At 72.4% G+C, this 26,774-nt stretch carries 26 protein-coding genes; 16 read left to right on the forward strand and 10 right to left on the reverse strand.

Features of this window, described 5'->3' with window-relative positions; all coding sequences use genetic code 11:
• Positions 1–4: 4 nt before the first annotated feature.
• The 3 genes from PVK74_RS28390 to PVK74_RS28400 all read right to left on the reverse strand — a co-directional run bounded on the left by PVK74_RS28390 (position 5) and on the right by PVK74_RS28400 (position 3,048).
• Positions 5–1,285 carry a dicarboxylate/amino acid:cation symporter gene (locus PVK74_RS28390; RefSeq protein ID WP_181373726.1) on the reverse strand — a complete coding sequence of 427 codons (1,281 nt, stop codon included), beginning with the start codon at positions 1,283–1,285 and terminating at the stop codon, positions 5–7.
• Between the two features lie 136 nt (positions 1,286–1,421).
• Positions 1,422–2,090: a DUF998 domain-containing protein gene (locus PVK74_RS28395; RefSeq protein ID WP_274477610.1), complete on the reverse strand. Its 669-nt coding sequence runs from the start codon at positions 2,088–2,090 to the stop codon at positions 1,422–1,424.
• The gene (locus PVK74_RS28400; RefSeq protein WP_043325853.1) at positions 2,083–3,048 is read right to left on the reverse strand and encodes a glutathione S-transferase family protein; all 966 of its coding nucleotides are present in this window, start codon (positions 3,046–3,048) and stop codon (positions 2,083–2,085) included. Before PVK74_RS28400 ends, PVK74_RS28395 begins: the two co-directional genes overlap by 8 nt.
• 87 nt (positions 3,049–3,135) lie before the next feature.
• Here PVK74_RS28400 and pcaF point away from each other — a divergent pair, with 87 nt between their 5' ends.
• From pcaF to PVK74_RS28430, 6 genes are all read left to right on the forward strand, one after another.
• Complete coding sequence (pcaF, locus tag PVK74_RS28405) at positions 3,136–4,341, forward strand: 3-oxoadipyl-CoA thiolase (RefSeq protein ID WP_043325851.1); 1,206 nt, start codon at positions 3,136–3,138, stop codon at positions 4,339–4,341.
• A gap of 115 nt (positions 4,342–4,456) precedes the next feature.
• A complete protein-coding gene (locus tag PVK74_RS28410) occupies positions 4,457–5,275 on the forward strand; it encodes an SAM-dependent methyltransferase (RefSeq protein ID WP_043330555.1) in 819 nt (272 codons plus the stop codon).
• A 4-nt stretch (positions 5,276–5,279) separates the two neighbouring features.
• Positions 5,280–7,427, forward strand: a complete 2,148-nt coding sequence (locus PVK74_RS28415) for a putative bifunctional diguanylate cyclase/phosphodiesterase (RefSeq protein ID WP_274477611.1) — start codon at positions 5,280–5,282, stop codon at positions 7,425–7,427.
• 90 nt (positions 7,428–7,517) lie between these two features.
• Positions 7,518–8,018, forward strand: coding sequence for a DUF456 domain-containing protein (locus PVK74_RS28420; protein WP_043325848.1), 501 nt, complete (start codon positions 7,518–7,520; stop codon positions 8,016–8,018).
• Between the two features lie 262 nt (positions 8,019–8,280).
• Positions 8,281–9,855 carry an amino acid permease gene (locus PVK74_RS28425; RefSeq protein ID WP_274477612.1) on the forward strand — a complete coding sequence of 525 codons (1,575 nt, stop codon included), beginning with the start codon at positions 8,281–8,283 and terminating at the stop codon, positions 9,853–9,855.
• A gap of 30 nt (positions 9,856–9,885) precedes the next feature.
• Positions 9,886–10,263, forward strand: a complete 378-nt coding sequence (locus PVK74_RS28430) for a nuclear transport factor 2 family protein (RefSeq protein WP_069089242.1) — start codon at positions 9,886–9,888, stop codon at positions 10,261–10,263.
• 13 nt (positions 10,264–10,276) lie between these two features.
• Here the strand turns inward: PVK74_RS28430 and PVK74_RS28435 are convergent, their stop codons facing one another.
• The 3 genes from PVK74_RS28435 to PVK74_RS28445 form a co-directional block, all read right to left on the reverse strand.
• Positions 10,277–10,477 carry a DUF397 domain-containing protein gene (locus tag PVK74_RS28435; protein WP_069089243.1) on the reverse strand — a complete coding sequence of 67 codons (201 nt, stop codon included), beginning with the start codon at positions 10,475–10,477 and terminating at the stop codon, positions 10,277–10,279.
• A gap of 108 nt (positions 10,478–10,585) precedes the next feature.
• A complete protein-coding gene (locus tag PVK74_RS28440; protein WP_013474420.1) occupies positions 10,586–10,780 on the reverse strand; it encodes a DUF397 domain-containing protein in 195 nt (64 codons plus the stop codon).
• Entirely contained in the window at positions 10,771–11,571 is an 801-nt protein-coding gene (locus PVK74_RS28445; protein WP_069089244.1) for a helix-turn-helix domain-containing protein, read from the reverse strand. The genes PVK74_RS28440 and PVK74_RS28445 overlap by 10 nt, the downstream gene beginning before the upstream one ends.
• Positions 11,572–11,879: 308 nt before the next feature.
• Here PVK74_RS28445 and PVK74_RS28450 point away from each other — a divergent pair, with 308 nt between their 5' ends.
• Together PVK74_RS28450 and PVK74_RS28455 are read left to right on the forward strand one after the other, a co-directional pair.
• A complete protein-coding gene (locus tag PVK74_RS28450) occupies positions 11,880–12,272 on the forward strand; it encodes a hypothetical protein (RefSeq protein WP_274477613.1) in 393 nt (130 codons plus the stop codon).
• Positions 12,272–12,520, forward strand: a complete 249-nt coding sequence (locus PVK74_RS28455) for a hypothetical protein (protein WP_043325839.1) — start codon at positions 12,272–12,274, stop codon at positions 12,518–12,520. The genes PVK74_RS28450 and PVK74_RS28455 overlap by 1 nt, the downstream gene beginning before the upstream one ends.
• Positions 12,521–12,551: 31 nt before the next feature.
• On the opposite strand, the gene PVK74_RS28460 is transcribed toward PVK74_RS28455, so the two are convergent.
• Positions 12,552–13,724, reverse strand: coding sequence for a PQQ-dependent sugar dehydrogenase (locus PVK74_RS28460; protein WP_064447073.1), 1,173 nt, complete (start codon positions 13,722–13,724; stop codon positions 12,552–12,554).
• Positions 13,725–13,810: 86 nt separating this feature from the next.
• On the opposite strand from PVK74_RS28460, the gene PVK74_RS28465 reads away from it, so the two are divergent.
• From PVK74_RS28465 to PVK74_RS28490, 6 genes are all read left to right on the forward strand, one after another.
• Positions 13,811–15,175 (forward strand): glutamine synthetase family protein, encoded by a 1,365-nt coding sequence (locus PVK74_RS28465; RefSeq protein WP_274477614.1) that lies wholly within the window; start codon positions 13,811–13,813, stop codon positions 15,173–15,175.
• A 146-nt stretch (positions 15,176–15,321) separates the two neighbouring features.
• The gene (locus tag PVK74_RS28470; RefSeq protein ID WP_274477615.1) at positions 15,322–16,677 is read left to right on the forward strand and encodes an aldehyde dehydrogenase family protein; all 1,356 of its coding nucleotides are present in this window, start codon (positions 15,322–15,324) and stop codon (positions 16,675–16,677) included.
• Between the two features lie 5 nt (positions 16,678–16,682).
• On the forward strand, positions 16,683–17,450 hold the full coding sequence (locus tag PVK74_RS28475; protein WP_274477616.1) for a 3-oxoacyl-ACP reductase: 768 nt from the start codon (positions 16,683–16,685) through the stop codon (positions 17,448–17,450).
• On the forward strand, positions 17,447–18,157 hold the full coding sequence (locus tag PVK74_RS28480) for a gamma-glutamyl-gamma-aminobutyrate hydrolase family protein (protein ID WP_209960403.1): 711 nt from the start codon (positions 17,447–17,449) through the stop codon (positions 18,155–18,157). Before PVK74_RS28475 ends, PVK74_RS28480 begins: the two co-directional genes overlap by 4 nt.
• A 204-nt stretch (positions 18,158–18,361) precedes the next feature.
• Positions 18,362–22,030: a SpoIIE family protein phosphatase gene (locus PVK74_RS28485; protein WP_064447076.1), complete on the forward strand. Its 3,669-nt coding sequence runs from the start codon at positions 18,362–18,364 to the stop codon at positions 22,028–22,030.
• A gap of 147 nt (positions 22,031–22,177) precedes the next feature.
• Positions 22,178–23,332: an FUSC family protein gene (locus PVK74_RS28490; RefSeq protein ID WP_274477617.1), complete on the forward strand. Its 1,155-nt coding sequence runs from the start codon at positions 22,178–22,180 to the stop codon at positions 23,330–23,332.
• A gap of 22 nt (positions 23,333–23,354) precedes the next feature.
• On the opposite strand, the gene PVK74_RS28495 is transcribed toward PVK74_RS28490, so the two are convergent.
• The gene (locus PVK74_RS28495) at positions 23,355–23,669 is read right to left on the reverse strand and encodes an STAS domain-containing protein (protein WP_187693829.1); all 315 of its coding nucleotides are present in this window, start codon (positions 23,667–23,669) and stop codon (positions 23,355–23,357) included.
• 94 nt (positions 23,670–23,763) lie between these two features.
• Between PVK74_RS28495 and map the strand changes: the two genes are divergently transcribed.
• Both map and PVK74_RS28505 read left to right on the forward strand, forming a co-directional pair.
• Positions 23,764–24,621, forward strand: coding sequence for a type I methionyl aminopeptidase (gene map / locus PVK74_RS28500; protein WP_043325831.1), 858 nt, complete (start codon positions 23,764–23,766; stop codon positions 24,619–24,621).
• A complete protein-coding gene (locus tag PVK74_RS28505; protein WP_030503432.1) occupies positions 24,618–25,334 on the forward strand; it encodes a VIT1/CCC1 transporter family protein in 717 nt (238 codons plus the stop codon). Before map ends, PVK74_RS28505 begins: the two co-directional genes overlap by 4 nt.
• 13 nt (positions 25,335–25,347) lie before the next feature.
• Here PVK74_RS28505 and PVK74_RS28510 read toward each other — a convergent pair whose 3' ends face one another.
• On the reverse strand, positions 25,348–26,076 hold the full coding sequence (locus PVK74_RS28510; protein WP_274477618.1) for a nucleotidyltransferase domain-containing protein: 729 nt from the start codon (positions 26,074–26,076) through the stop codon (positions 25,348–25,350).
• A 105-nt stretch (positions 26,077–26,181) separates the two neighbouring features.
• Positions 26,182–26,649, reverse strand: coding sequence for a nitroreductase family deazaflavin-dependent oxidoreductase (locus PVK74_RS28515; protein ID WP_043325828.1), 468 nt, complete (start codon positions 26,647–26,649; stop codon positions 26,182–26,184).
• Positions 26,650–26,774 lie beyond the last annotated feature (125 nt).

Consider the following 26,774-nt stretch of genomic DNA (forward strand, 5'->3'; position numbering starts at 1 on the left):
TGGATCAGGCGGGTACGGGGTCGAGCCGCTCGGTCTCGACCGGCTCGATCAGGTCGCGCTTGCCGGCCGAGTCGTACGCGGCCCGGTCGAGCGTGCCCTCCCGGGCGGCCACGATGGTCGGCACCACCGCTTGACCGGCCACGTTCGTGGCGGTGCGGATCATGTCCAGGATCGGGTCGATGGCCAGCAGCAGGCCGGCCCCGGCCAGCGGCAGGCCCAGCGTGCTCAGGGTCAGCGTGAGCATGACGATCGCGCCGGTCAGGCCGGCGGTGGCGGCCGAGCCGACCACCGAGACGAACGCGATCAGCAGGTAGTCGGTGACGCCCAGGTTCACGCCGAACACCTGCGCCACGAAGATCGCGGCGAGCGCCGGGTAGATGGCGGCGCAGCCGTCCATCTTCGTGGTGGCGCCGAACGGCACGGCGAAGGAGGCGTACTCGCGGGGGACGCCGAGGCGCTCCACCGAGCGCTGGGTCACCGGCATGGTGCCCACCGAGGAGCGGGACACGAACGCCAGCTCGATGGCGGGCCAGGCGCCGGCGAAGAAGCGCAGCGGGTTGAGCTTGCCGGCCACCGCGAGCAGCACCGGGTAGACCACGAACAGCACCAGCGCGCAGCCGACGTAGACGGCCGTGGTGAACTTCGCGAGCGGGGCCAGCAGGTCCCAGCCGTACGAGGCGACGGCGTTGCCGATCAGGCCGAGCGTGCCGATCGGGGCGAGCCGGATGACCCACCAGAGCGCCTTCTGCACGATCGACAGCAGCGAGCGGTTGAGCGACACGAACGGCTCGGCGGCGTCGCCGACGAGCAGCGCGGCGGCACCCACCACCAGGGCGAGGAAGACGATCTGCAGGACGTTGCCCTCGACGAACGCGCCGACCGGGTTGGTCGGGACGATGCCGGTGAGGAAGTCGATCCAGGAGCCGGTGGTCTTCGGCGCGGTGGCGCCGGCCGGGTCCAGGTTGACGCCGCGGCCGGGGTCGGTGAGCAGGCCGAGGCCGATGCCGATGCTCACCGCGATGAGCGCGGTGACGGCGAACCAGAGCAGCGTCTTGACGGCGAGCCGGGCGGCGTTGGCGACGCCGCGCAGGCTGACCACGCTGACCACGATGGCGGTGAAGACAAGCGGCGGCACGGCCAGCTTGAGCAGCTGGACGAAGAGGCCGCCGACGGTGTCGAGCGTGCTGGTCAGCCAGGCGAGGTCGGCGGCGCGGGCGAGGAAACCGAGCGCCACACCGAGCACGAGGCCCAGCAGGATCTGGACGGAGAAGGGAATTCTGCGCAGGGCGGAAGCCATGAGGACGGGTCCAAGGTCTGGAGAGGGAAGGCGGGCGTCAGGGCGTGGAGCTACGCCGGACAGACGCCGCTGGCCTGCCGTCGCAGATCGACGTACAGGCGCTCGGTGAGGCACCAGACATTGGTCATCGTCGCGACACGTTACTCCCGTCGCGGGTGGGAACGGAAGGACCGTCGCCGGTGAGACTCCTTACAGCCAGGTATCCGGAGGTGACCAGTCCCCAGGCGGCGACCACGACCAGCAGCACCCGCTCCGACAGCCCGAGCAGCGTGCTGCGGCCGACCAGCAGCAGCGCCAGCGCGACCACGACGGCCACCGGCAGCGCCACCGCCGCGCCGACCGCGGCGATCCGCCGCAGCCCCTGGTCCGCCGCCCGGGAGAACAGCACCACGAGCATGGCGAGCACCACAGCGGCGGTCGCCGCGATGCTGGCCCCGCCGTGCACCAGGTCCGCCACCGTGGGGGCCTCGAACGGCGGCAACGGGCAGCCCTCGCTGCACGTGACAGCACCGGACAGCACAGTCGCGACCGCGCCGATGCCGAGCAGCCCGGCCGCCGCCCGCAACCCCGGCGGCAGCGCCCCGGCGAGCAGCAGCAGCGACGCGGCCACCGAGAAGATCCCGATCCGGTACGCCCCGGCGTACCCGCTGTCCGCGATGCCCGCCTCACTCACGTACCCGGTGGGGCCCGGACCGGGACCGGCGACCACCGCAACAGTCACCGCAGCCGCGCCGGCGGCCAGGCAGACGGCGGCGAACGCGGCGGAGATCCGGCGGCCGGTGTCCTCAGCCACGTCCGTGCGGGGTGGTCCAGCCGGACAGGTCGGGGCCGAGCGGCACGATCCGGGTCGGGTTGATCATGTCGTGGGTGGCGTAGTAGTGCCGCTTGATGTGGTCGAAGTCCACCGTCTCGCCGAAGCCCGGCGTCTGGAACAGGTCCCGCGCGTACGCCCAGAGCACCGGCATCTCGGTCAGCTTGCGCAGGTTGCACTTGAAGTGCCCGTGGTACGCCACGTCGAAGCGCACCAGCGTGGTGAACAGCCGCACGTCCGCCTCGGTGATCGCGTCGCCCATCAGGTAGCGCCGACCGGCCAGCCGCTCGCTCAGCGCGTCGAGGCGGGCGAACAGCGCGGTGAACGCCTCGTCGTACGCCTCCTGGGAGGTGGCGAACCCGCATCGGTAGACGCCGTTGTTGACGTCCCGGTGGATCTCCGCCATCAGCGCGTCCATCTCCGGGCGCAGCTCGACCGGGTACAGGTCCGGCGCGTCCGGCGCGTGGAACCGCCGCCACTCGGTCGAGAAGTCGAGCGTGAGCTGCGGATAGTCGTTCGTGACCACCCGTCCGGTGAGCGTGTCCACGAGCGCCGGCACGGTCACCCGGCCGGTGTAGTCCGCGTCGGTGGACAGGTACGCCTCGGACAGGAAGCCGATGCCGAGCACCGGGTCGAAGCCGTCCGGGTCGAGCGCGAACCGCCAGCCCCGCTCGTCCCGGATCGGGTCGACGGTGCCCAGCGAGATCACCTCGTCCAGCCCGAGCAGGCCGCGCACGATCCGGGCCCGGTGCGCCCACGGGCAGGCCCGGCACCAGATCAGCCGGTAGCGGCCCGCCTCCAGCGGCCAGCGCCCCTGATCGTCCGGCCCGCCGCCCTCCGGGGAGGTGGAGTGCGGGGTGACCCGGCCGGTGAACCGGTTGGGCTGGCGGACGAACGCGCCGCCGCCGCTTGTCTCTGCGCTGAACTGGGCCCCGGACATGCGGCAAACCTATCCGCTCCGGTCACGGATATCCTGGCGCCGGGTACCCCCACCGACCCCTTCCCACCCCCGAAGGACGTACGCGCGATGACAGTGGCCTATCTCGTTGCCGGAGTCCGCACCCCGATCGGCCGGTACGCCGGCGCCCTGGCCGGGGTCCGCCCCGACGACCTGGCCGCGCACGTCGTCCGCGAGCTGGTGGCCCGCCACCCGTCGGTCGACTGGGCGCGTACCGACGACGTGATCCTGGGCTGCGCCAACCAGGCCGGCGAGGACAACCGCAACGTGGCCCGGATGGCCGCGCTGCTCGCCGGGTTGCCGGAGGAGGTGCCGGGCAGCACCGTCAACCGGCTCTGCGGTTCCGGCCTGGACGCGCTCGCCTCCGCCGCCCGCGCGATCGTCGCCGGTGAGGCCGACCTGGTGGTGGCCGGCGGCGTGGAGAGCATGAGCCGCGCGCCGTTCGTCATGCCGAAGGCGGCCACGCCGTACGCCCGCACCGCCGAGGTGTACGACACCACCATCGGCTGGCGGCTGGTCAACCCGCTGATGCGCAAGGGCTGGGGCGTCGACTCGATGCCGGAGACGGCGGAGAACGTGGCAGCCGAGTTCGGCGTGGACCGGGCCGCGCAGGACGCCTTCGCGTACCGGTCGCAGCAGCGGGCCGCCAAGGCGCAGGCCGACGGCCGGCTGGCCGAGGAGATCGTCCCGGTGACGGTGCCCGCCGGCAAGCGCGAGACGAAGCTGGTCGAGGCCGACGAGCACCCGCGCGAGACGACGCTGGCGAAGCTCGCCTCGCTGCCCACCCCGTTCCGTGAGGGCGGCACGGTGACGGCCGGCAACTCCTCCGGCGTCAACGACGGCGCGGTCGCGCTGCTCGTCGCCTCCGCGGCCGCCGTCGAACGCTACGGCCTCACCCCGCTGGCCCGGGTACGCGGCGCGGCGGCGGCCGGCGTACCGCCGCGGATCATGGGCGTCGGCCCGGTGCCGGCCACCCGCAAGCTGCTCGACCGGACGGGCCTGTCGCTCGCCGACGTGGACGTGATCGAGCTGAACGAGGCGTTCGCCGCGCAGGCCGTGGCGGTGCTGCGCGAGCTGGGCCTGCCGGAGGACGCCGAGCATGTCAACCCGGGCGGCGGGGCGATCGCGCTGGGCCACCCGCTCGGCGCCAGCGGCGCCCGGCTGGCGCTGACCGCCGCGCTCGAACTGCGCCGCCGGGGCGGCCGCCGGGCGCTCGCCACCATGTGCGTCGGCGTCGGCCAGGGCATCTCGCTGCTGCTGGAGTCGGCCGACTGACGTGGGCCGGCAGCATCGCCCGTTGTGGATCTCCCATACCTGGCCGTACCGGCCTAGAGTGGTCTGCACCACACGACCCGCCAGCGACGGCGGCGACGACCTGGGGGACCGAGCGATGCAGACGCCGGACGGCGTGCCCACCGAAATCGACCTGAGTCGGCCGAGCGCCGCCCGGGTCTACGACTACTTCCTCGGTGGGGCCCACAACTTCGAGATCGACCGGCAGCTGGCCGAGCAGATCGCGGCCATGACACCGAACCTGGCCGCCACCATGCGCTCGGGCCGGGAGTTCCTGCGCCGGGCGGTACGGGTGCTGCTCGACGCCGGCATCGACCAGTTCCTCGACATCGGCTCCGGCATCCCCACCGTCGGCAACGTGCACGAGGTCGCCCAGGCCGCGAACCCGGACGCCCGCATCGTGTACGTCGACATCGACCCGGTCGCCGTGGCGCACAGCCACGAGCTGCTCGCCGGCAACGAGCGCGCCACCGCGGTCCTGGCCGACCTGCGTGAGCCGAAGCTGATCCTGGACCACGCCCGGTCCAGCGGGCTGATCGACTTCGACCGGCCGCTGGGCATCCTGCTCGCCGGCGTCGTGCACTTCGTCCCGGACGCCGACCGCCCGGCCGACATCCTGGCCACCCTGCGGGCGGCCGCCGCCCCGGGCAGCTACCTGGTCATCTCCCACTCCACGTTCGAGGACCAGCCGCAGGAGATGCTGGACGCGCAGCGGCTGTCCGCGCGTACCGCCACCGAGATCACGCTGCGCTCGCGGGCCGAGATCACCGGCTTCTTCGGCGACTGGACGATCCTCGAACCGGGCGTGGTGCACATGCCGCTGTGGCGGCCCGAGTCACCGTCGGACGTGGACGAGCACCCGGAGCGGTTCGGCGCCTTCGGCGGCGTCGCCCGGCACGACCGCGCCCTCGGCTGATCCCATGCGCGCCCCGGACATCGACGGGGGAGACGTCAGCCGGCCCGGCGCCGTCGCGTACGCCGCCGAGTGGGCTCGTGCGGTGCGCCGCATCGGATTCGTGCCGCTGACCGCGGCCGAGACCGAGCGCCTGCTGGTGCCGCTCACCGAGCGGCTCGGCGAGGCCCTGCTCGCCCCCACCTTCTCCGCCCGCCCGGCGGAGGAGGTGGGACGGGCCCTGGTGCAGGCGCATCTCACCGAGCCCGGCGTGCTCGACTGGTCGGTGCAGGCGCTCGGTGACCGGTTCCTGCAGTGGGTGCTGCCCGGCCGGGCGGAGTCACCCGAACTGCGCGAGCGGGTCGCGCTGCTGCAGGGCGCGTTCGCCGCCGGGTTCGCCCGCGCGTTGCGCGACCGGGTGTTCAGCCAGCAGGAGCGGATCTCCCGTTCCGCCTGGCAGGCGCGGGACACCGTCGAGCAGGCGCTGCGGGACAGCGAGGCCCGCTTCCGGGCGGTCTTCACCGGCGCCGTCATCGGCATCGGCATCGCCGGTGTGGACGGGCAGATCATCGAGGTCAACCAGTCCTTCGCGGACATGCTCGGCTACACCGTCGCGGAGATGCGGCGGATGAACGTGTCGGCGCTGGCCTACGCCGACGACGCGGCCGGCATGTGGGAGCTGTACCAGGAGCTGATCGAGGGCAAGCGGGACAGCGCGCGGGTCGAGAAGCGCTACTACCGCAAGGACGGCAGCGTCGTCTGGACCGACCTCGCGGTCTCGCTGATCCGGCACGACGACGGCCGGCCCCGGTTCACCGTCGCCATGGTCGAGGACATCACCGAGCGGTACGAGCTGCAGCAGCGGCTGCGGTTCCAGGCGCTGCACGACCCGCTGACCGGCCTGCCCAACCGGACGCTGTTCTTCGAGACGCTCGGCACCGTCTTCGACGGGGCGGGCGACGACCAGCGCGTCGGGCTCTGCTTCATCGACCTGGACGGCTTCAAGGCGATAAACGACAGCCTCGGCCACGACCTGGGCGACCGGCTGCTCAAGGTGATCGCCCGCCGGCTCAGCGACTGCGTGGCCGGGCGCGGTCACCTGGTGGCCCGCATGGGCGGCGACGAGTTCGTCATCCTGGTCGACTCCGACGGCGGCATCGACGACGCGGTGGAGGTCGCCGAACTGGCGCTGGCCGCCGTCTCCGCGCCGGTGCACGTCGCCGACCAGCAGCTCGCCGTGTCGGCGAGCATCGGCATCGTGGAGTGCCCGGCGGCGGAAACCAGCGTCGGTGACCTGATGAAGGCCGCCGACACCACGCTGTACTGGGCCAAGGCGGAGGGCCGGGGACGCTGGGCGGTGTACGACCCGGAGCGCAGCGCCGCCGACATCGCCCGCTCGGCGCTGGCCGCGAACCTGCCCGCCGCGCTGGACCGGGACGAGTTCGTGCTGCACTACCAGCCGATCGTGTCGCTGCTGGACGGCACGATGGTGGCGGTCGAGGCGCTGGTGCGCTGGCAGCACCCCGAGCTGGGCCTGATCGGGCCGGACCGGTTCATCGGGCTGGCCGAGGAGACCGGCCTGATCGTCCGGCTCGGCGCGTGGGTGCTGCGTCAGGCGTGCCGCGACGCCGAGTCGTGGCGGCGCGCGTACCCGGAGACGTCGCTGGTGGTCAGCGTCAACCTGGCCGCCCGGCAGGCGGACGACCCGGCCATCGTGGAGACGGTCGCGGAGGCGTTGCAGCACACCGGCCTGCCGGCCGAGCTGTTGCAGCTGGAGCTGACCGAGAGCGCGGTCATGGGCAGCGCGGGTGAGCCGCTGCGGACCCTGCACCAGCTCGCCGACCTGGGGCTGCGGCTGGCCATCGACGACTTCGGCACCGGGTACTCGAACCTGGCGTACCTGCGGCGGCTGCCGATCCACTGCGTGAAGCTGGCGGGCCCGTTCGTCGAGGGGATAAAGGGTGACGGGGACGCGGTCGCCGACCACCGGGACGAGCGGATCGTGGACGCGCTGGTCCGGCTGGCGCACGCGCTGGAGCTGTCGGTGACGGCCGAGGCGGTGGAGACCGAGGTGCAGGCCGAGCGGCTGCGGGCGCTGCGGTGCGACACCGGGCAGGGCCGCCTGTTCGGCGCCCCGATGCCCGCCGACGGCATCCGCGCCCGCCTGGGCGGGTAAGGAAGGGCCCCCTGTTAACGCCTCCGGTAGAGCAGGGGGCCCCGCTTAACACCTCCCGCTCACGCGGCGGCAGGCGAGGAAGGGAGAACGGTGAGCCTCACCGATTCGCAGGCCGTGGTGTCGGTGGTCGCCGCGCTGGCGATCATCGCCGGGCTGGCCGGAGTGGTAGTGCCCGGGCTGCCGGCGCTGCCGCTGTGCTGGGGCGGCGTACTGGTGTGGGCGCTGTTCGGCGGCGCCGGGCCGGGCCGCTGGGCGGTGCTCGCCGCCGCCACAGTGATCGCCGCCGGCGGCACCGTGCTCAAGTACCTGTGGCCCGGGCGGAACCTGAAGCGGACCGGCGTGCCCACGTCGTCGCTGCTGGTCGGCGGGCTGCTCGGGGTGGTCGGCTTCTTCGTGATCCCGGTGGTCGGGCTGCCGATCGGCTTCGTCGGCGGGATCTTCGGCGCGGAGCGGCTGCGGCTGGGCGACACCCGGCTCGCCTGGCCGGCCACCGTGCAGGCGCTGAAGGCGGCCGGGCTGTCCATGCTGCTGGAGTTCATGGCCGGCCTGATGATCGCCGCGCTCTGGGTCGCCGGGTTGCTGTTCGTCTAGAGGTGCGGCGGCGCGGGGCGTCCGGAGGGTACGGCCGATCGCCGTACTTCAGTGAGAGAGAGGTGGACGCCGCGCGCCGCCGCGGACCGGGCGTTGCCGAGCGCCCGGCGCCGGCCCGTCAGGTCGGGCCTGGTCACGCCCACAATGATGCCCCCGGTGGGATCCGGCGACAACGCAATTACCGGGGTACGTATTGACCACCTTGATCGGCCGGGAGCACACTGCGAGCACTCGCACGAGCATCGCCTCGAGGAGGTGTGCAGTGGCCACGACGCCCGCGCCGACCGCCGAGCAGCCGATGGACGACGACGCCCGACGACTCGCCGAACTCGGCTACAAACAGGAGTTGCGCCGCAAGTGGAGCGGCTTCTCCAACTTCGCGATCTCGTTCTCCATCATCTCGATCCTGGCCGGCTGCTTCACCACGTTCGGCCAGGCGTGGAACAACGGCGGCCCGGTGGCGATCTCCTGGGGCTGGCCGCTGATCTCGCTGTTCATCCTGATCATCGGCTTCTGCCTGGCCGAGCTGGTTTCCGCGTACCCGACGGCGGGCGGGATCTACTGGTGGGCGGCGACCATGGGCCGGCCGGTGCACGGCTGGTTCACCGGCTGGCTCAACCTGATCGGGCTGGTCGCGGTGACCGCCTCTGTCGACTACGGCTGCGCCACGTTCCTCAACCTGACGCTGTCGGCGCTGTTCGACGGCTGGGCCGGCACCGGGCACCAGACGTTCGGGCTGTTCGTGGTGATCCTCGCGCTGCACGGTCTGATCAACATCTACGGGCACCGGATCATCGACGTACTCCAGAACGTCTCGGTCTGGTGGCACGTGGCCGGCGCGGCCGCCGTGGTGCTGATCCTGGTCCTGGTCCCGGACAACCATCAGAGCTTCCAGTTCGTGTTCACCGAGCGGTTCAACAACTCCGGCTTCGGTGACGGCGACACCGGCGGGCTGGCGTTCTGGTTCTACGTGCTGCCGCTGGGCTTCCTGCTCACGCAGTACACGATCACCGGCTTCGACGCCTGCGCGCACGTCTCCGAGGAGACCCGGGGCGCGTCCAAGGCCGCCGCGCAGGGACTGTGGCGGTCGATCTTCTACTCGGCGGTGGGCGGCTGGATCCTGCTGCTGGCGTTCCTGTTCGCCGCCACCGACGTGGACGCCATAAACGAGGCGGGCGGCTTCTCCGGGGCGATCTTCGAGAGCGCGCTGACGCCGTTCTTCTTCAAGGCCGTCATCATCATCTCCACCATCGGGCAGTTCTTCTGCGGCATGAGCTGCGTGACGTCGATGTCGCGGATGGCGTACGCGTTCAGCCGCGACCGGGCCGTGCCCGGCTGGCGGCTGTGGTCGACTGTCGACCGCAACGGCACGCCTGTGAACGCCATCATCGGCGCGACGCTGGCCGGGCTGGTGCTCACGCTGCCCGCGCTCTACCAGCGCGGCGGCATCCCTGTCGCGTTCTACGCGGTGGTCTCGGTGGCGGTGATCGGGCTGTACCTGTCCTTCATCATCCCGATCTTCCTGCGGCTGCGGATGGGCGACCGGTTCACCCCGGGCCCGTGGACGCTCGGCCGCCGCTACAAGCTGCTCGGCTGGATCGCGGTGGTCGAGATCGCCGTGATCTCGATCTACTTCGTGCTGCCGATCGTCCCGGCGGGGGTGCCCGGCAACCCCGACTTCAGCTGGACGGCGGTGAACTACGCGCCGATCGCGATCGGTGGCGTGCTGCTCGGCGTCGCCATCTGGTGGTACGCCTCGGCCCGCAAGTGGTTCACCGGCCCGCGCCGTACCGTCGAACAGGCCGATCCGGAGCCGGAGCCCGCCGAGCCGTCGTAGCTGTCGGTGGGGCCTGCCATGATCCGGCCCATGAATGCGGAAGCGGTGGTACGCGCGCTGTGGGATCGCATGCAGGCCCGCGACTGGGCCGGCGTCGGCGACCTGCTGGCCGACGACGTGGTGGTGGAGTGGCCGGCCAGCGCCGAGCGGATCGTGGGCCGGGACAACTACGTGAAGATCAACGCCGAGTACCCGGAGGGCTGGTCGATCCGGGTACTGCGGGTGGTGGCAGTGGGCGACACTGTGGTGTCCGAGGTGGAGGTGCCGCACGAGGGGATGGGCGTGCACCGGGTCGCGTCGTTCTGGACCGTGCGCGACGGGCGGATCGTCGAGGGCCGGGAGTACTGGACCGCCCTCGGCCAGGACCCGTCCCCGCAGTGGCGAGCCGCCTGGGTCCAGCCGATGTGAAGTGGCCTGTTGGTCAGGCTGCGGGTCCGGTCTGCTTGGCCAGGGCGATGAATGACCGCCATGAGGACGGGGTGACGTGGAGGGTGCCGCCGTCGCGGTCCTTGCTGTCGCGCACGAGTACGACTCCCGGCAGGTTGTCGGCCACCTCCACGCAGTCGCCACCGCTCGTGCCGCTGCGCGTCGCCGTGCGCCATCTTGCACTGGCCAAATCCATGTCGTCGTCCCCTCTCTCAATACTGGACGTCGGTCGGCGGGAAATCCTGGTGATTGTCCCTCACCGCGAGGAAACCTTGCCACGATCTCGCGGCGACGGCCTGTTGGGTCAGGCTGCGGATCCGATCTGCTTGGCCAGGCCGACGAACGACCGCCACGACGTCGGGGTGACGTGGAGCGTGCCGCCGTCCCGGTCCTTGGAGTCGCGTACCAGCACCACTTCCGTCAGGTTGTCAGCCACCTCGACGCAGTCGGTGTTGCCGCTCCGGGTCGCCTTTCGCCAGGTCGCGCCGCTCAGATCCATGACGTCTCCACCTCTTTCAGAAGCTCGAGAGACTGCCGGCGGGGCAAAGCTTCACTCCGGATCATCTCCCATCTCGACTGAAGCGTAGCCACGTCGGCGTCGCCGTCGATCACGCTCGTGGTGAGCTGGCATTCCATGCTGGCGACCCAACCGCCCTCCGCGCCTCTCGCCAGAGTGAACGGACCGGACAAGCCGATGTGCAACCCGACCTGTAGTGGAAGCACGTGGATACTGATGTGCGGGCGCTCGGCACAGACGACCAGGTGCTCGATCTGCTGAGCCATCAGGCCGCGGAAGCTCTCTTCGCGGCGGTGCAGCATTCCCTCGTCGAGTACAGCGATGAGCTGGGGCGGAGATGGCTGCCGCAGGACTTCCTGGCGATCCATGCGGGCTGCCACGCGGCTCTCCACGTCGGCATCGCTGAGTAGGTCGTCACAGCGAATCACCGCTCGGGCGTAGTTCTCCGTCTGAAGCAGGGCTGGAATGAGAGTCGGGTGGAAGCACCGGAGCTGTCGAGCGTTGCGTTCGGCATCGAGCCATGGTCGGAGCCAGGACGGCAAGCCCTCGCGTTCGGCCATCTTGAGCAGGGACACCAGCAGGCCGCCGGAGTTCAGCACCTCGTCGGCACGAGCCAAGAAGAGCCGGTCGTACGGACGGCTGCCGGTTTCGACGGCGGACACCATCGACGGCGAGTAGTGGACCAACCGGCCGAACTCCTCCTGACTGAGACCGGCAACGTTCCGTAGTCGGCGGAGCTGCGCACGGATCAACTCTGCTGTCGGTTCCTCCACAGTTCCTCCACAGTCCGTGCGTGAATTTCATTCGGTGTCTGCCGGTTGAGCCCGTACTTCACTCGTGCGCCGTGACCAGGCTCGATGCCTTCCGACCGTAGCGATGTCCTCACCAGACTGTCACGCATGCGGATTCGCTCGTCGCAGGCGAGCACGGGCGGATTCCAGCCCGGGGCCGCCCGGTCCCGACGATGCCGGGCGGCCCCCTCCATCAACGAGGAGGCCGATGTGCGTGTCCGATGGTTCCGGTGCCGTACCCGGGAGCTGCCCACCCTGCCGAAGCGAGACCCCGGCAGCAACCTGCCGGCGTGGATGCGCGAGCCGACCCGGGTGTTTCCCACGGTTCGCCCGGGCAGCCCAGGTCGTCTGACACCGGCGCAGGAGTGGCGGGCGAACGGGGGCCGCTGGTGACGGCTCTGGTCGGTGTCCTCAGCGCCATCGGGCACGTCGGGTATCAGCCGGACTGGACATGCGAGCGCTGCCGGGAGCCGTGGCCGTGTCCCACCCTGCGTCGCATTCCGCGCGATCAGCTCGATCCGGCTGCGCTCATCCGGATGATGGCGTTCCTCGTACGCGGCGCGATCCGGGATCTGCGTGGCCGCGTCGAGGGGCCGGAACCGCCCGAGATCGTCCGGCGGTTCTTCTGGTTCCTTCCGCTCACCGACGACGAGGCGCGTGCGATCGCCCGAAGGCTGCGGTGATGGGCCGGCGCGTGGTTCCGCACCTGCCTGTGCGCCCGCTCTGGCGGTGCCGCAACTGCGGGGCGGAGTGGCCCTGCCAGCCGGCCCGGCTGTCGCTGCTCGTCGAGTACCGGGAGGACCGCACCGCGTTGCTGCTCTATCTCGGCGGGCTGATGACCGAGGCGCGGGAACAACTCGCCCAACTGAATCCCGACCACGCGCCGGACCTGCACAGCCGATTCCTGGCCTGGGCGCGGGTTCGTGGCTGACGCGGCGCGGGCTGTCCGCGTACCCCAGGGGTCAGATCGTGGGGCGGCGGTGGGTGAGCGGGAAGCGCAGGATGCGGTCGTCGCCGGCCGCCGGGGTGCCGCGGCCGTCGCGGTTGCTGGTCGCGACCCAGAGCGCGCCGTCCGGCGCGACCTCGACGGTACGCAGGCGGCCGTACGTGCCGGCCAGCTCCGCCACCGGTACGCCGACGCGGCCGGCGGCGTCGACGGGCACCGCCCACAGCCGGGCGCCGCGCAGCGCGGCGACGTAGAGCGTGCCCCTGGCGAAAGCGGCGCCGCTCGGGGACGCCTGGGCGGGCGGCCAGACGACGACCGGGTCGCGGAACCGGGGGTCACCGGCGACGCCCTCGACGACCGGCCAGCCGTAGTTGCCGCCGGGCACGATCCGGTTCACCTCGTCCCAGGTGCTCTGCCCGAACTCGGTGGCGAACAGCCGGCCGTGCCGGTCCCAGGCGAGGCCCTGCACGTTGCGGTGGCCGTAGCTGTAGACGAGCGAGCCCGGGAACGGGTTGTCCGCGGGCGTCCGGCCGTCCGGGCGGAGCCGCAGGATCTTGCCGTTGCGGCTGGTCAGGTCCTGCGCGCGGGCGGCCACCCCGGCGTCGCCGATCCCGGCGTAGAGCATGCCGTCGGGGCCGAACGCGATCCGCCCGCCGGCGTGCACCGAGCTGCGGGCGATGCCGCTGACCAGCACCCGGGGCGCGCGGGACGAGCCGAGGCGGAACCGGACGATCCGCAGATCCGTGGCGGTGGTGTAGGCGGCGTAGACCCACCGGTCCCGGCGGTACGTGGGGGAGACCGCCAGCCCGAGCAGGCCCGTCTCCCCACCGGCGACCACGTCGGCGATCCGCGCCACCTCGCGGGCCGGGCGTCCGGGGCGTACGCGCAGGATCGTGCCCCGGTCCCGCTGCGCGACCAGGGCGCTGCCGTCGGGCAGGAAGCCCAGGCCCCACGGCGCCTCCAGGCCGGTGGCGACGACGTGCGGGCGGCTCAGGTCGTAGCCGGACCAGCCGGAGCGTCCGTCGAAGCCGCGCAGGTCGAGCATGACCGGTCGCGCGTCGGCGGTCGCCGGCCGGTCCGGCCCGGCGGCGGGTCGCCCCTCGGCGGGTCTGCGGTCGGCGTGCGCGTCGGTGGCGGCCAGCACGATCGCGAGGACGGCGGCGACGACCGCGACGGTACGACGGCGCATGTGCTCTCCACGGTTTCGCACCCGGCCTCGCCGGGGCATTGACGGTGATCCGGTTTGCCAGTAGACCTTGGTGATGGAGGCCCCTGATGAAACCAACGCCACTCTCGCTGGAACAGTTGCGGGTCGCCGTCACCGAGGGTGAGATCGACACGGTGGTGCTCGCCCTCACCGACATGCAGGGGCGCTTGCAGGGCAAGCGGTTCCACGCGCCCTACTTCCTCGACCATGTGGTCACGCACGGCAGCGAGGGCTGCAACTACCTGCTCGCCGTGGACGTCGACATGAACACCGTCGACGGGTACGCGATGTCGAGCTGGGAACGCGGCTACGGCGACTTCGCCATGCGCCCCGACCTGGACACGTTGCGCCGGATGCCCTGGCAGCCCGGCTCCGCGCTGCTGCTGGCCGACCTGCAGTGGCTGGACGGCTCCGGCCCGGTGGTCGCCTCGCCCCGGCAGATCCTGCGCAAGCAGCTGGACCGGCTGGCCGCGCACGGGCTGACCGCGTACGCCGGCACCGAACTGGAGTTCGTGCTCTACCGCGACTCGTACGAGGAGGCGTGGCGGCGCGGCTACCGCGATCTCACGCCGGCCAACCAGTACAACGTGGACTACTCGCTGCTCGGCACCGCCCGGGTGGAGCCGCTGCTGCGCCGTATCCGCACCGAGATGGCCGGCGCCGGGCTCACCCCGGAGAGCGCGAAGGGCGAGTGCAACCTCGGCCAGCACGAGATCGCCTTCCGGTACGACGAGGCGGTGCGCTGCGCCGACCACCACGTCATCTACAAGAACGGCGCGAAGGAGATCGCCGCCCAGGAGGGCATGGCGATCACGTTCATGGCGAAGCCGAACGAGCGGGAGGGCAACTCCTGCCACATCCACTTCTCGCTGCGTGACGCCTCCGGCTCGTCGGCGATGCTGGGGGACGGGCCGGCGCACCTGAGCGTCACCGGTCAGCGGGTGCTGGCCGGGCTGCTCGCCACGATGCGCGAGTTCAGCCTGTTCTTCGCGCCGAACATCAACTCGTACAAGCGTTACCAGCCGGGCTCGTTCGCGCCGACCGCGCTGCGCTGGGGCACCGACAACCGCACCTGCGCGCTGCGGCTGGTCGGGCACGGGCAGGGGATGCGGGTGGAGAACCGGGTGCCGGGGGCCGACGTCAACCCGTACCTGGCGATCGCCGCACTGGTGGCCGGGGCGGTGCACGGCATCGAGAACGAGCTGGAGCTGGCGGACGAGTGCACCGGCAACGCGTACGACGACCCGGACGCCGAGCGGGTGCCAACCACGCTGCGTGACGCACTGGACCTGTGGCAGCGCTCCGAGGTGGCCCGGGAGGCGTTCGGCGACGAGGTGGCCGACCACTACGCCAACCAGGCGAAGGTCGAGCTGACCGCCTTCGACGCCGCGGTGACGGACTGGGAGCTGACCCGTGGCTTCGAACGCCTCTGACCCGCCGCCCTCCCTCGCCCCCGCGCCCGCCCTCGCGCCCCCGCTGTCGACGCCGATCTTGCACTTACAGCCCTCGACGCGGGCGTTGTGCGGCTTTCGCCGGGGCAGCAACTACAAGATCGCCGAGCTGAGGGGAGGGGGACCGCGTGGGTGAGGTGATCTCGCCTGTTGACGGGGCGGGGATCGGGGTCGTTCCGGGGTGCTCCGTCGAGGACGTGGATGCAGCTGTCGCGCGGGCTTCCGCGGCGTTCGAGACGTGGCGTCACGTGGCGCCGGGGGATCGGGGGCGGCTGCTGCGGCGGTTCGCGGCCCAGGTCGACGCGCACCTGGAGGAGCTGGCTCTGCTGGAGGTGCGCAACGCCGGGCACACCATCGGCAACGCGCGCTGGGAGGCGGGCAACGTCCGCGACGTGCTCGACTACTACGCGGGCGCGCCGGAACGGCTGACCGGGCACCAGATCCCGGTACCCGGCGGGCTCGACGTCACGTTCCACGAACCGCTGGGCGTGGTCGGCGTGATCGTGCCGTGGAACTTCCCGATGCCGATCGCCGGCTGGGGGTTCGCCCCGGCGCTCGCCGCCGGCAACACGGTCGTGCTGAAACCGGCCGAGCTGACCCCGCTGACCGCGCTGCGCCTGGCCGAACTGGCCCGCGACGCCGGCCTGCCCGACGGCGTGTTCACAGTGCTGCCCGGCCGGGGCAGCGTGGTCGGCGAGCGGTTCGTGACCCACCCGGCGGTCCGCAAGATCTGCTTCACCGGCTCGACCGAGGTCGGCACCCGGATCATGGCCGGCTGCGCCGCCCAGGTGAAGCGGGTGACACTGGAGCTGGGCGGCAAGTCGGCCAACATCGTCTTCGCCGACGCCGACCTGGAGAAGGCGGCGGCCACCGCGCCGTACGCGGTCTTCGACAACGCCGGCCAGGACTGCTGCGCCCGCTCCCGCATCCTGGTCCAGCGCCGGGTGTACGACAGGTTCCTGGAACTGCTCGAACCGGCCGTGCGGGCGGTGCGGGTGGAGGACCCGGCCCGGGACACGGCCGAGATGGGCCCGCTGATCTCCGCCGCGCACCGGGACCGCGTCGCCGGGTACGTCGACGGCGCGGACGTCGCGTTCACCGGCTCCTGCCCCGACGGCCCCGGCTTCTGGTACGCCCCGACGGTGCTGCTCGCCGGCTCCCCGGCCGACCGGCACTGGCGGGAGGAGGTCTTCGGCCCGGTCGTCTCGGTGCTGCCGTTCGACGACGAGGCGGACGCGATCCGGCTCGCCAACGACACCGAGTACGGCCTCTCCGGCTCGATCTGGACCCGGGACGTCGGGCGGGCGGTGCGGGTGGCCCGCGCGGTCGAGGCCGGCAACCTCAGCGTCAACTCGCACTCCTCGGTGCGCTACTGGACCCCGTTCGGCGGGATGAAGCGTTCCGGCCTGGGCCGGGAGCTGGGTCCGGACGCGCTGCACGCCTTCACCGACGTCAAGAACGTGTTCATCGGCACCGAGGAGTGATCACAGTGCAGGGACGGCTTTCCGACCGGGTGGCGGTCGTGACCGGCGCGGGCAGCGGCATCGGGCTGGCCACCGTGCGGCGCTTCGCCGCCGAGGGCGCCCGGGTGGTGTGCGTGGACATCGACGCCGACGCCGGTACCCGGGCCGCGCAGGAGGTGGACGGCGAGTTCGTCGCCGCCGACGTGGCCGACGAGACGGCGGTCCGCGACCTGTTCGACGGGGTGGTGCAGCGGCACGGCCGGGTGGACGTGTCGTTCCACAACGCGGGCATCTCGCCGCCGGACGACGACTCCATCCTGGAGACCAGCCTGGACGCCTGGGAACGGGTGCTGCGGGTGAACACCACGAGCGTCTACCTGTGCTGCAAGTACGTCATCCCGCACATGCGGCGGCAGGGCAAGGGCTCGATCATCAACACCGCGTCGTTCGTGGCGCTGATGGGCGCGGCGACGTCGCAGATCGCGTACACGGCGAGCAAGGGCGGGGTGCTGGCGATGACCCGGGAGCTGGGCGTGCAGTTCGCCCGCGAGGGCATCCGGGTCAACGCGCTGTGCCCCGGTCCGGTGGCGACGCCGCTGCTGCTGGAGCTGTTCGCCAAGGACCCGGAGCGGGCGGCCCGGCGGCTGGTGCACGTGCCGATGGGCCGGTTCGGCGATCCCACCGAGATCGCCGCCGCGGTGGCGTTCCTCGCCAGCGACGACGCCTCATTCATGACCGCCGCGCAGTTCGTCGTCGACGGCGGCATCACCGGCGCCTACGTCACACCGCTATGAGGCCGGTCATCGGCATCACCGCGTACGTCGAGCCGGCCGGCTGGGCGGTGTGGCGGGACGTGCCGGCGACGCTCGTGCCGCACGCGTACGTCCGGGCGGTCACCGCGGCGGGCGGCCGGGCCGTGGTGCTGCCCCCGGACGACGCCGACGCGGACGTGCTGGGGCTGCTGGACGGGCTGCTGCTGGCCGGCGGCGCGGACGTCGGCCCGGAGCGGTACGGGCAGCCGCCCGACCCGCGCACCGAGAGCCGGCCGGAGCGCGACGCCGGGGAGACGACGCTGCTGAGCGCCGCGCTCGCCGCCGACCTGCCGGTGCTGGGCGTGTGCCGGGGGATGCAGCTGCTCGCGGTGGCGTACGGCGGCCTGCTGCACCAGCACCTGCCGGACGTGGTCGGGCACGACGGGCACCGTCCCGCGCCGGGCGTGTACGGGTCGCACCCGGTGCGCTTCGCCGCCGGCAGCCGGACCGCCGAGGTGATGGCCGGGGTGGACCGGGTCAACTCGTACCACCATCAGGCGGTGGCCGACCCCGGCGGCCTGGCGGTGACCGGCTGGGCCGACGACGGGGTGATCGAGGCGGTGGAGGATCCGGCGCGGCGCTTCGTGCTCGGGGTGCAGTGGCATCCGGAGAACGAGCCGGACCCGCGACCGGTGGCCGCGCTGGTCCGGTCCGTGGTGTCGGCCAGATCACACACTCACATTTCGTAGGTGGGGACAGCCGAATCTCCGGCCTGGTCATCCCGGCCGGACCGCCCGAGTCGCCCCGGCCCGTCTGTTACGCCAGGATGAGGCGGAGGTAACCAGCGTCGAACGGTGCGGGTGCGTTACGTTGCTCGTCCGTCGGGGTAGTAGGCGGGGACGGTCGGCGTGACAGCGCCGACCGTCGTGATCATGGCCGGAGCGGGAGGCTGCATGGGCTCGGCCCAGGGGGGCGGGGACGACAGTCGTTCGTCCCCGGCGGCCGGCGAGGCGTCACTGTCGCCGCTGCTCGCCGCGGCGTTCGCGGCCGGCGGCGAGATGGGCGAGCGGCTGCGCGCCTTCGACTGGGCCGCCACCCCGCTCGGCAGCCCGGACCGCTGGCCCGCCGCGCTCTCCCACGCGATGAGCACCATGCTGTCGTCCCGCGCCCAGATGGTGGTGTTCTGGGGCGAGCAGCACCTGGCCTTCTACAACGACGCCTACCGGCCGACCATCGGCGACAAGCACCCCGCCGTGATCGGGCAGGCCGCGCACCGGCACTGGGCCGAGACCTGGGACGTGCTCGGCCCGCTGCTGGACGGGGTGCGCCGCACGGGCGTGCCCTACCGGGGTGAGAACCATCCCTTCGTGCTGAACCGGCACGGCTTCCTGGAGGACGTCTACTTCGACGTCTCGTACGACCCGATCCGCGACGTCGACGGCACCGTCAGCGGGATCTTCTGCTTCGTCAACGAGACCACCGGGCGGGTGCTCGGCGAGCGTCGGCTGCGGGCCCTGGCCGAGCTGGGCAACGAGCTGGGCGAAGTGCCGGACATGCGGGAACTGGGCCGGGCGGTCACCCGGGTGCTCGACGCCCACCGAGCCGACGTGCCGTTCAGCGCGCTGTGGTTCCCCGACGAGCGCGGCGATCTCGTGGCGGGCGGTTGTTCGGGCGTGGACCCCGCCGTTGTCGCCGGTCCGCCGCCCGGAGTGTCCGACGGCGAGCCGCTCACCGAGCCGCGCTGGATCGCCACCGCCGAGCTGCCCGGCGCGGTGCCGCCGGACGCCGCCGGCCAGGCGCTCCTGCTGCCGCTGACCGCGACGAACGAGGCGGCCGGGGTGCTGCTGCTCGGCGTGTCCCGCCGGCTGCCGTTCAGTGACGACTACCGCGACTTCGTCGGCCTGGTCGCCGCGCAGGTCAGCCGGGCGGTGGGCAAGCAGCGGGCGTACGAGCAGGAACGCGCCCGCGCCGCCGAGCTGGCCGCGCTCGACCGCGCCAAGACCAACTTCTTCGCCAACGTCAGCCACGAGTTCCGCACCCCGCTCACGCTGGTCCTCGGGCCGCTGGAGGAGATGCTCGCCGACCGGGAACTGCCGGATCGCTACCTCGACCGGCTCACCGTCATGCACCGCAACGGGTTGCGCCTGCTCAAGCTGGTCAACACGGTGCTCGACTTCTCCCGGCTGGAGTCCGGCCGGCTGGCCGCCCGCTACCAGCCCACCGACCTGTCCGACTTCACCTCCCGGCTGGCCAGCACGTTCCGGTCGGCCACCGAGCGGGCCGGGCTGCGCCTGGTGGTGGACTGCCCGCCGCTGCCCGCGCCGGTCTACGTCGACCGGGACATGTGGGAGAAGATCGTCCTCAACCTGGTGTCGAACGCGGTCAAGTTCACCTTCGACGGCGAGATCCGGGTCCGGGTACGCGCGACCGACCGGGCCGCCGTCCTGGAGGTGACCGACACCGGCGTCGGCATCGCGCCGGAGGAGCTGCCGCAGGTCTTCGAGCGGTTCCACCGGGTCGCCGGCGCCCGCTCGCGTACCCACGAGGGCACCGGCATCGGCCTGGCCCTGGTCCGCGAGCTGGTCGAGATGCACGGCGGCACCGTCACCGCGCACAGCGTCGTCGACCGGGGCACCACGTTCACCGTGACCATGCCGTTCGGGTACGCGCACCTGCCCGCCGACCGGGTGTCCGCCCTCTCGCCGGTGCCGCTGACCGAGCCGGAGCAGGCCCGCCTCTACGTCGCCGAGACGGCGCTCTGGACCGACGAGGTGGCCCGGCCCGTCGGGTTGCCCGAGCCGAACGGCACCCCGGGCGGCGCGGGCCGGATCCTGTTCGCCGACGACAACGCCGACCTGCGCGAGCACGTCGTCCGGCTGCTCTCCCCGGCGTACGAGGTGGTCGCCGTGCCGGACGGCGCGGAGGCGCTGCGGCTGGCCGTCGAGACCCCGTTCGACCTGGTGCTGACGGACGTGATGATGCCCCGGCTGGACGGCTTCGGGCTGGTCGCCGCGCTGCGCGCCAAACCGGCCACCCGGTACGTGCCGATCGTGCTGCTCTCCGCCCGGGCCGGCGCCGCCGAGGAGGTCGCCGGCCTGTCCGCGGGCGCCGACGACTACCTGACCAAGCCCTTCTCCAGCCAGGAACTGGTGGCCCGGGTCCGGGCCAACGTCGAGCTGGGCCAGTTGCGTGGGCAGATCATCCGGCGGCTCCGGGCGCTCGCCGACGCCGCCGTGGAGATCAACACCGCCCGGTCGACAGCCGAGGTGGTGCGGGTGGCCGCCCGGCACGCGCTGCGCCTGGCCGAGGCCGGACGGGTCCGCGTCACCACCACCGGGGCCCGTCACGAGGAGGACGCCGGCGGCGACCTGCCCGCCGACCCGACAGTGGTGCTGCCGCTCACCGGCACGTCCGGCGAGCAGCTCGGTGAGCTGCGGGTGTGGCGGCGCGAGGGCGGCGGCACCGAGCAGGCGGCGCTGACCGAACTGGCCCGGCTGGTCGGCGTCCGGCTGGAGAACGCCCAGCTCTACGAGGCCGAGCACCACATCGCCACCACGCTCCAGCACAGCCTGCTGCCGCGTACGCTGCCGCAGCTGCCCGGCGCGGTGGTCGCCAGCCGCTACCTGCCCGGCAGCGCCGACGTGGAGGTCGGCGGCGACTGGTACGACGTGATGGCCACCGCCGACGACGACCTGGTGCTGGTCATCGGTGACGTGGTGGGCAAGGGCGTGCGGGCCGCCGCGGCGATGGGCCAGCTCCGCAACGCGCTGCGGGCGTACGTCCTGGAGGGCTACGACCCGGGCGAGGCGCTGACCCGCCTCAACCGGCTGGTCCACTCCGCCGGCAGCGGCTCCTTCGCCACCGTCGTCTGCCTCGGCTTCTCCCCGCGCACCGGCCGGATCCGGTACGCCAGCGCCGGCCATCCCTCACCCCTGCTGATCCGAGGAGACGACGTGGCGTTCCTGCACGATCGGGCCCTCGGACCGCCGATCGGGGCGATCCCCGGCACCGTCTACCCGGCCGCCGAAGGCGAACTCGCGCCGGGCAACCGGCTACTGCTCTACACCGACGGCCTGATCGAGGACCGGTCCGCGGGCATCGACGCCGGGCTGGGCCAGTTGCGGTCGGACGCGACGGCCCGCGCCGAGCACGTGGCGGACCTGGTCGACGCCGTCATGGCGCGGGTGGCCGGGCGGTCCCGGCACGACGACGTGGCCGTCCTCGCGCTGGAGGCGGCCGAGTTGAACCGCTTCGCGCTGCGTCTGCCCGCCGACCCGACCCGGCTCAGCGTGCTGCGCAAGCGGCTGGAGGACTTCCTCGTCGCCCACCAGGTCGGCGAGACCGATCTGTTCGACCTGACCGTGGCGGTCTCCGAGGCGGCGGCGAACGCGATCGAGCACCCGGTCGACCCGGTGGACCCGACGATCGAGGTCGAGGTGACGATCGCCGACCGTACGGTCACCGCGACCGTCCGGGACACCGGGCGCTGGCGGGAGTCGAGCGGGTCGAGCTTCCGGGGGCGCGGGCTGGCGCTGATCCAGGCGCTGGGGGAGATGAACGTGACCCGTACCGAGGAGGGCACCGAGCTGACGCTGCGCCGCCGGCTGGCCGACCGGGACTGAGGGCTGTTGCCGAGTAAAGCGGATCAAATGCGGCGAAGTCCCTAGTATCGCCTCATGGGGCGTGAGCCGTTCCGTCTTTCGCGGGACAGCGGGAACGACCCGGTTGGCGCGGCGTGGACGGCGATTCGCCGCACCGGCCGGGCGACCGTGGGAGAGCGACTGCGGCGGGTGCGGTTGAGCCTGCTCGTGGCGGTGCAGTGCGGGGTGGCCGCCGCAGTCGCGTGGTGGGTCGCGAAGGATCTGATCCACAACCCGCAACCGCTGTTCGCGCCCGCCGTCGCGGTCGGCACCATCGCCAGTTCGGTGAGTCAGCGCTTCCGCCGTACGCTGCTGCTCATCGCCGGCGTGGCGGTGGGCATCGCGCTGGGCGACCTGCTGGTCTCCTGGGTCGGGCAGGGATACGTACAGATCGGCGTCATCGTCGCCGCCGCGATCCTCGTCGCCGTCCTGCTCAGCGACGAGGGCGCGTTCGTCACCCAGGTCGGCGGCAGCGCGTTGGTGATCGCCGTGCTCTTCCCGGCCCGGACCGACATCGCGCTGCCCCGCTTCCTCGACGGCGTCGTCGGTGGAGTGGTCGGCATCCTGGTCGCGGTCGTGGTGCTGCCCCTGCACCCGATCCACCGGATCCGGCGGGCGGGCCGGCCACTGCTCGACCAGATGGCCGCCGAGCTGGACCGCCTCGCCGACGCGGCCCTGGCCCGGGACGCCGAGCTGGCCCGTCAGGGTCTCGACAGGCTGCGCCGGCTCGACACCTCGGAGGTGGAGGCCGCAATGTCGGGCGCCGACGAGGTCGTCCGCATCTCGCCGCTGCGGTGGCACAACCAGAGCGCGTTGCAGGGATGGCGGCACGGCGCCATCCTCATGATCCGCTCCCTGCTGCACAGCCGCGACGTCGCGCTCAACCTCGAACGCGCGATCCGTGACGACGAGCCCGTTCCGCCGTCGCTCGCCGAGGCCGCGCGGTGCCTGGCCGAGGCCGCGCGCACCGTCGGTAAGGGCTGGTCCCCGTCCGCCAGCCGGCCCTCCCGTTCCCAGCGGGCCGCGATGTCGGCCCTCCGCCTGGTTCAGGAGGCGTTGCGCAGCGGCCCGCGCGTCAGCGGCATCAACGTGGCGAACGAACTCACCATCATCGCGGTGAACACGATCCGGGCGAGCGGGGTGCGCAAGCGCGACGCCGAGTCGCTGCGTCGTGATCTCGCCCCGGACACCGCCGGGGAGTCGGGAAAGCGGCACCCCGCGTCGGATCAGGGGCAGCCGAGACCGGACCTGCCCCTGCCGCCGGCGATGGGAGACGCCTTCTAGGCCCGAAGGGCACCCGAGTCGGTCAGGTGGGGGCGAGCCAGTCCTGGTCGCCCAGGCCGGAGATGTCCAGCACGCGCCGGACCTGCGGGGACGGCAGCACGGTGAGTGCGTTCGGGAACCGCTGGGCGAGCCGGACCACCGCGTGGATGGCGGCCGAGTCGAAGAAGGTCACCGCCCGCAGGTCGAGCGTGAGCTGCTTGGCAGGCTCGCGGAGCGCGGTCTGGAACATGGTGTCGGCGGTCGCCATGTCGACCTCGCCGGTCACCTGGACGCGCACTTGGTCGCCGTCGACCTGCGCCGTCACGGAGAAGACGGGCGCCGCGCCCCCTTGATCCACGGAGCAACAATGGCACAGCGTTTGCGGTACGGCAACAACCTGCCCGGCCGGGCTGTGGCGGGGGGCACACCACCCCCGGCGATAGGCTTGGGCCATGACCGTCCGTGCGCCGCTGACCCCCGGCACGCTCTCCCCGTGGCGAGCGGTTCCCGCCCACATCCCGCGCCCGGAGTACGTGGGTAAGAAGCGCCCGCAGGAGTGGCGCGGCTCGCACGTGCAGACGCCGGAGACCATCGAGAAGATGCGCGTGGCCGGGCGCCTCGCCGCGCAGGCCACCCAGCTCGCCGGTGAGCACTGCAAGCCGGGGGTGACCACCGACGAGATCGACAGGGTGGTGCACGAGTTCCTCTGCGACCACGGCGCCTACCCGTCGACGCTCGGCTACCGGGGTTTCCCGAAGTCGTGCTGCACCAGCCTCAACGAGGTGATCTGCCACGGCATCCCCGACTCGACGGTGCTCCAGGACGGCGACATCATCAACGTCGACGTCACCGCGTACCTGAACGGCGTGCACGGCGACACCGACGCCACGTTCTGCGTGGGCGAGGTGAGCGAGGAGGCCCGCCTGCTTGTCGAGCGGACCCACACGGCGATGATGCGCGGCATCAAGGCCATCGCGCCGGGCCGGCAGATCAACGTCATCGGCCGCGTGATCGAGTCGTACGCGAAGCGTTTCGGCTACGGCGTGGTCCGCGACTTCACCGGGCACGGCATCGGCGAGGCGTTCCACAGTGGCCTTTACGTGCCGCACTACGACAGTCCGCGCCCCACCGACGTGATGGAGCCCGGCATGACGTTCACAGTCGAGCCGATGATCACGCTCGGCACCTACCAGTACGACATGTGGGACGACGGCTGGACCGTGGTCACCAAGGACCGCCGGTGGACGGCCCAGTTCGAACACACCATCGTCGTCACCGACGACGGCTACGAGATCCTGACGCTGCCGTGACCGACACCCCGGCGGCGCTGCGCGAGGCGCACCACGCGGACGTCTCCGGCGGCTGGCTGCGGCCGGCCGTCTTCGGCGCGATGGACGGACTGGTCACCAACATCGCGCTGATCGCCGGTGTGGGCGGCGGCGGGGTGTCCCCGCGCAACGTGGTGCTCACCGGCGCGGCCGGCCTGGTGGCGGGCGCCATCTCGATGGGTCTCGGCGAGTACACGAGCGTCCGGTCCGCGAACGAGCAGGTCGCCGCCGAGGTGGCCAAGGAGCGGCGCGAGCTGGAACGCCACCCCGAGGCCGAGGCCCGGGAGCTGGCCGACGCCTGGGTCGCCCGTGGACTGCCCCGCGAGCTGGCGACGCAGGTCGCCGAGGCGGTACGCGCCAACCCGGAGGAGGCGCTGCGGGTGCACGTGCGGGAGGAGCTGGGCGTCGACCCCGACGACCAGCCGAGCCCGTGGGCCGCCGCGATCTCGTCGTTCGTCTGCTTCTCGATCGGCGCGCTGGTGCCGCTGCTGCCGTACCTGCTCGGTTTCACCAGCCTCTGGCTGGCGCTCGCCGTCGGCGGCGTCGGCCTCTTCGTCGCCGGTGCGATCGTGGCCCGGTTCACCAACCGTGCCTGGTGGCGTGCCGGTCTGCGGCAGCTGCTGCTCGGCGCGCTGGCGGCCGGCGCCACCTACCTGATCGGCGCGCTGATCGGCGTCGGCGGCGGCATCGGCTGAGGCTGGGCCGTCCTCAGCCGGACAACAGGTCGTCGATCGTGCCGTCGACCGGCCGGCCCCGGGCGGCCAGCTCCTCGGCCTGGCGGGTCAGCGCCGCGCCCACCTCGGTCATGTCCGCGCCGGCCAGCCCGGTACGCCGCACCGCGTCCCCGGCGTCGCGGAAGTAGGTGCGGGTGAACAGCCCCTGCACCGTCGCCGCGGCCAGCCGCGCCTCGCCGAGCATGAGCAGCGCCTGGTCCGTCTCGTACCACTCGGCCAGCCGCAACGCCCGGGCGTGCGCCGCGCTGCCCCGGTACCACGCCTGCCGCGCCGCGCTCGTGAACTCCGCGGGCCGAGCCCGCGCCAGGCGCGCCAGGTGCTCGTCGCGCAGCTTCGGCAGCCAGCTGGTTGGATCGTGCAGGGCGCGGGTCGTCACGTACCGGTCCGCGGCCAGCGGCCACCGGGACGTGATCGTCGTCGCCCGGCGCAGGTAGTCGTCCGCCCCGGCCACCGTGAGGTCGACAAGCACCCCGTCGACCCGCCGGGTGGCCGGCGGCGGCCCGGCGCCGGGCCGGTAGGTGACGACCAGCAACGCGACCTCGCGGTCCCCGCCGCCGTCGTCGTCGCCGTGCGCGAGCGGACCGTGTACGGCGACCGCCAGCACATCGGCCGGGAACCGCCGCAGGACGGCGTCACCGACGCGCTCGGCCACCTGCCACCGCGGGTCGTCCAGACGCCGCTCGGCGTTCACGTCGACAGCCACGGTCCACCTCCGTCCGAGCGCTCGCCTGCGGCAACCCTAGCCAGATCGGGCCGGGTGGCCCCGGTGGCGCGGATGTCGGATTGTGCGCGTCCGCGGCAGGGGCGCTCAGGCGTTCGGGACCAGGCGGAAGACGCGGATCTCGCGGTTACCGGCGCGCTCGACGTACGTGCGGTACGCGGGCCACTCCTGCACCAGCCGCTGGAACAGCCGTTCCCGTTCCTCGCCGGTGACCTGCTCGGCGGTGACCGGGATCCGGCGGCCCTTGACGTCCACCTCGGCGGCCGGATTAGCCATCAGGTTGAACGTCCAGGACGGCTGGTGCTGCTGCCCCCAGTTCGAGCCGATCACCACGTAGGCGTCGCCGTCGGGGACGTACACCAGGGGGTTGCTGCGGGGCTTGCCGGAGCGGCGGCCGGTGGAGGTGAGCACCAGCGTGGGCACGAGCCCGAAGGCGACCACTCGGCCCTTCGTCATCCGGCCGACCAGCCGGTCGGCCGGGACGAGCAGGCGCATGGTGGCGCCGAACCAACGCTGGTGACCGAGACGGCGGGTGAGGGTTCCCAGGGCTGACATCCGACAAGTGTGCCGCCCGCACCGCGCCCCGTCACCCCCTCGGACGGTCAGTCCGCCCCAAGGTCGACTCCATTTCCCCGAAGTGGTGGCATCCACCCCGCCGCGATGCCGCCACTCCGGCGAAA

Source organism: Micromonospora chalcea, assembly GCF_028768405.1.
In the GTDB taxonomy this organism is placed as follows: domain Bacteria; phylum Actinomycetota; class Actinomycetes; order Mycobacteriales; family Micromonosporaceae; genus Micromonospora; species Micromonospora chalcea.

What these genes read in the sequence shown, in the direction of transcription:
- PVK74_RS28480 (WP_209960403.1), top strand. Translation starts at nt 17,447, where the DNA reads ATGAGGCCGGTCATCGGCATCACCGCGTACGTCGAGCCGGCCGGCTGG.
- PVK74_RS28400 (WP_043325853.1), bottom strand. Translation starts at nt 3,048, where the DNA reads ATGTCCGGGGCCCAGTTCAGCGCAGAGACAAGCGGCGGCGGCGCGTTC.
- PVK74_RS28430 (WP_069089242.1), top strand. Translation starts at nt 9,886, where the DNA reads ATGAATGCGGAAGCGGTGGTACGCGCGCTGTGGGATCGCATGCAGGCC.
- PVK74_RS28455 (WP_043325839.1), top strand. Translation starts at nt 12,272, where the DNA reads ATGGGCCGGCGCGTGGTTCCGCACCTGCCTGTGCGCCCGCTCTGGCGG.
- PVK74_RS28410 (WP_043330555.1), top strand. Translation starts at nt 4,457, where the DNA reads ATGCAGACGCCGGACGGCGTGCCCACCGAAATCGACCTGAGTCGGCCG.
- PVK74_RS28440 (WP_013474420.1), bottom strand. Translation starts at nt 10,780, where the DNA reads ATGGATCTGAGCGGCGCGACCTGGCGAAAGGCGACCCGGAGCGGCAAC.
- PVK74_RS28415 (WP_274477611.1), top strand. Translation starts at nt 5,280, where the DNA reads ATGCGCGCCCCGGACATCGACGGGGGAGACGTCAGCCGGCCCGGCGCC.
- PVK74_RS28465 (WP_274477614.1), top strand. Translation starts at nt 13,811, where the DNA reads ATGAAACCAACGCCACTCTCGCTGGAACAGTTGCGGGTCGCCGTCACC.
- pcaF (WP_043325851.1), top strand. Translation starts at nt 3,136, where the DNA reads ATGACAGTGGCCTATCTCGTTGCCGGAGTCCGCACCCCGATCGGCCGG.
- PVK74_RS28435 (WP_069089243.1), bottom strand. Translation starts at nt 10,477, where the DNA reads ATGGATTTGGCCAGTGCAAGATGGCGCACGGCGACGCGCAGCGGCACG.
- PVK74_RS28460 (WP_064447073.1), bottom strand. Translation starts at nt 13,724, where the DNA reads ATGCGCCGTCGTACCGTCGCGGTCGTCGCCGCCGTCCTCGCGATCGTG.
- map (WP_043325831.1), top strand. Translation starts at nt 23,764, where the DNA reads ATGACCGTCCGTGCGCCGCTGACCCCCGGCACGCTCTCCCCGTGGCGA.
- PVK74_RS28515 (WP_043325828.1), bottom strand. Translation starts at nt 26,649, where the DNA reads ATGTCAGCCCTGGGAACCCTCACCCGCCGTCTCGGTCACCAGCGTTGG.
- PVK74_RS28485 (WP_064447076.1), top strand. Translation starts at nt 18,362, where the DNA reads ATGGGCTCGGCCCAGGGGGGCGGGGACGACAGTCGTTCGTCCCCGGCG.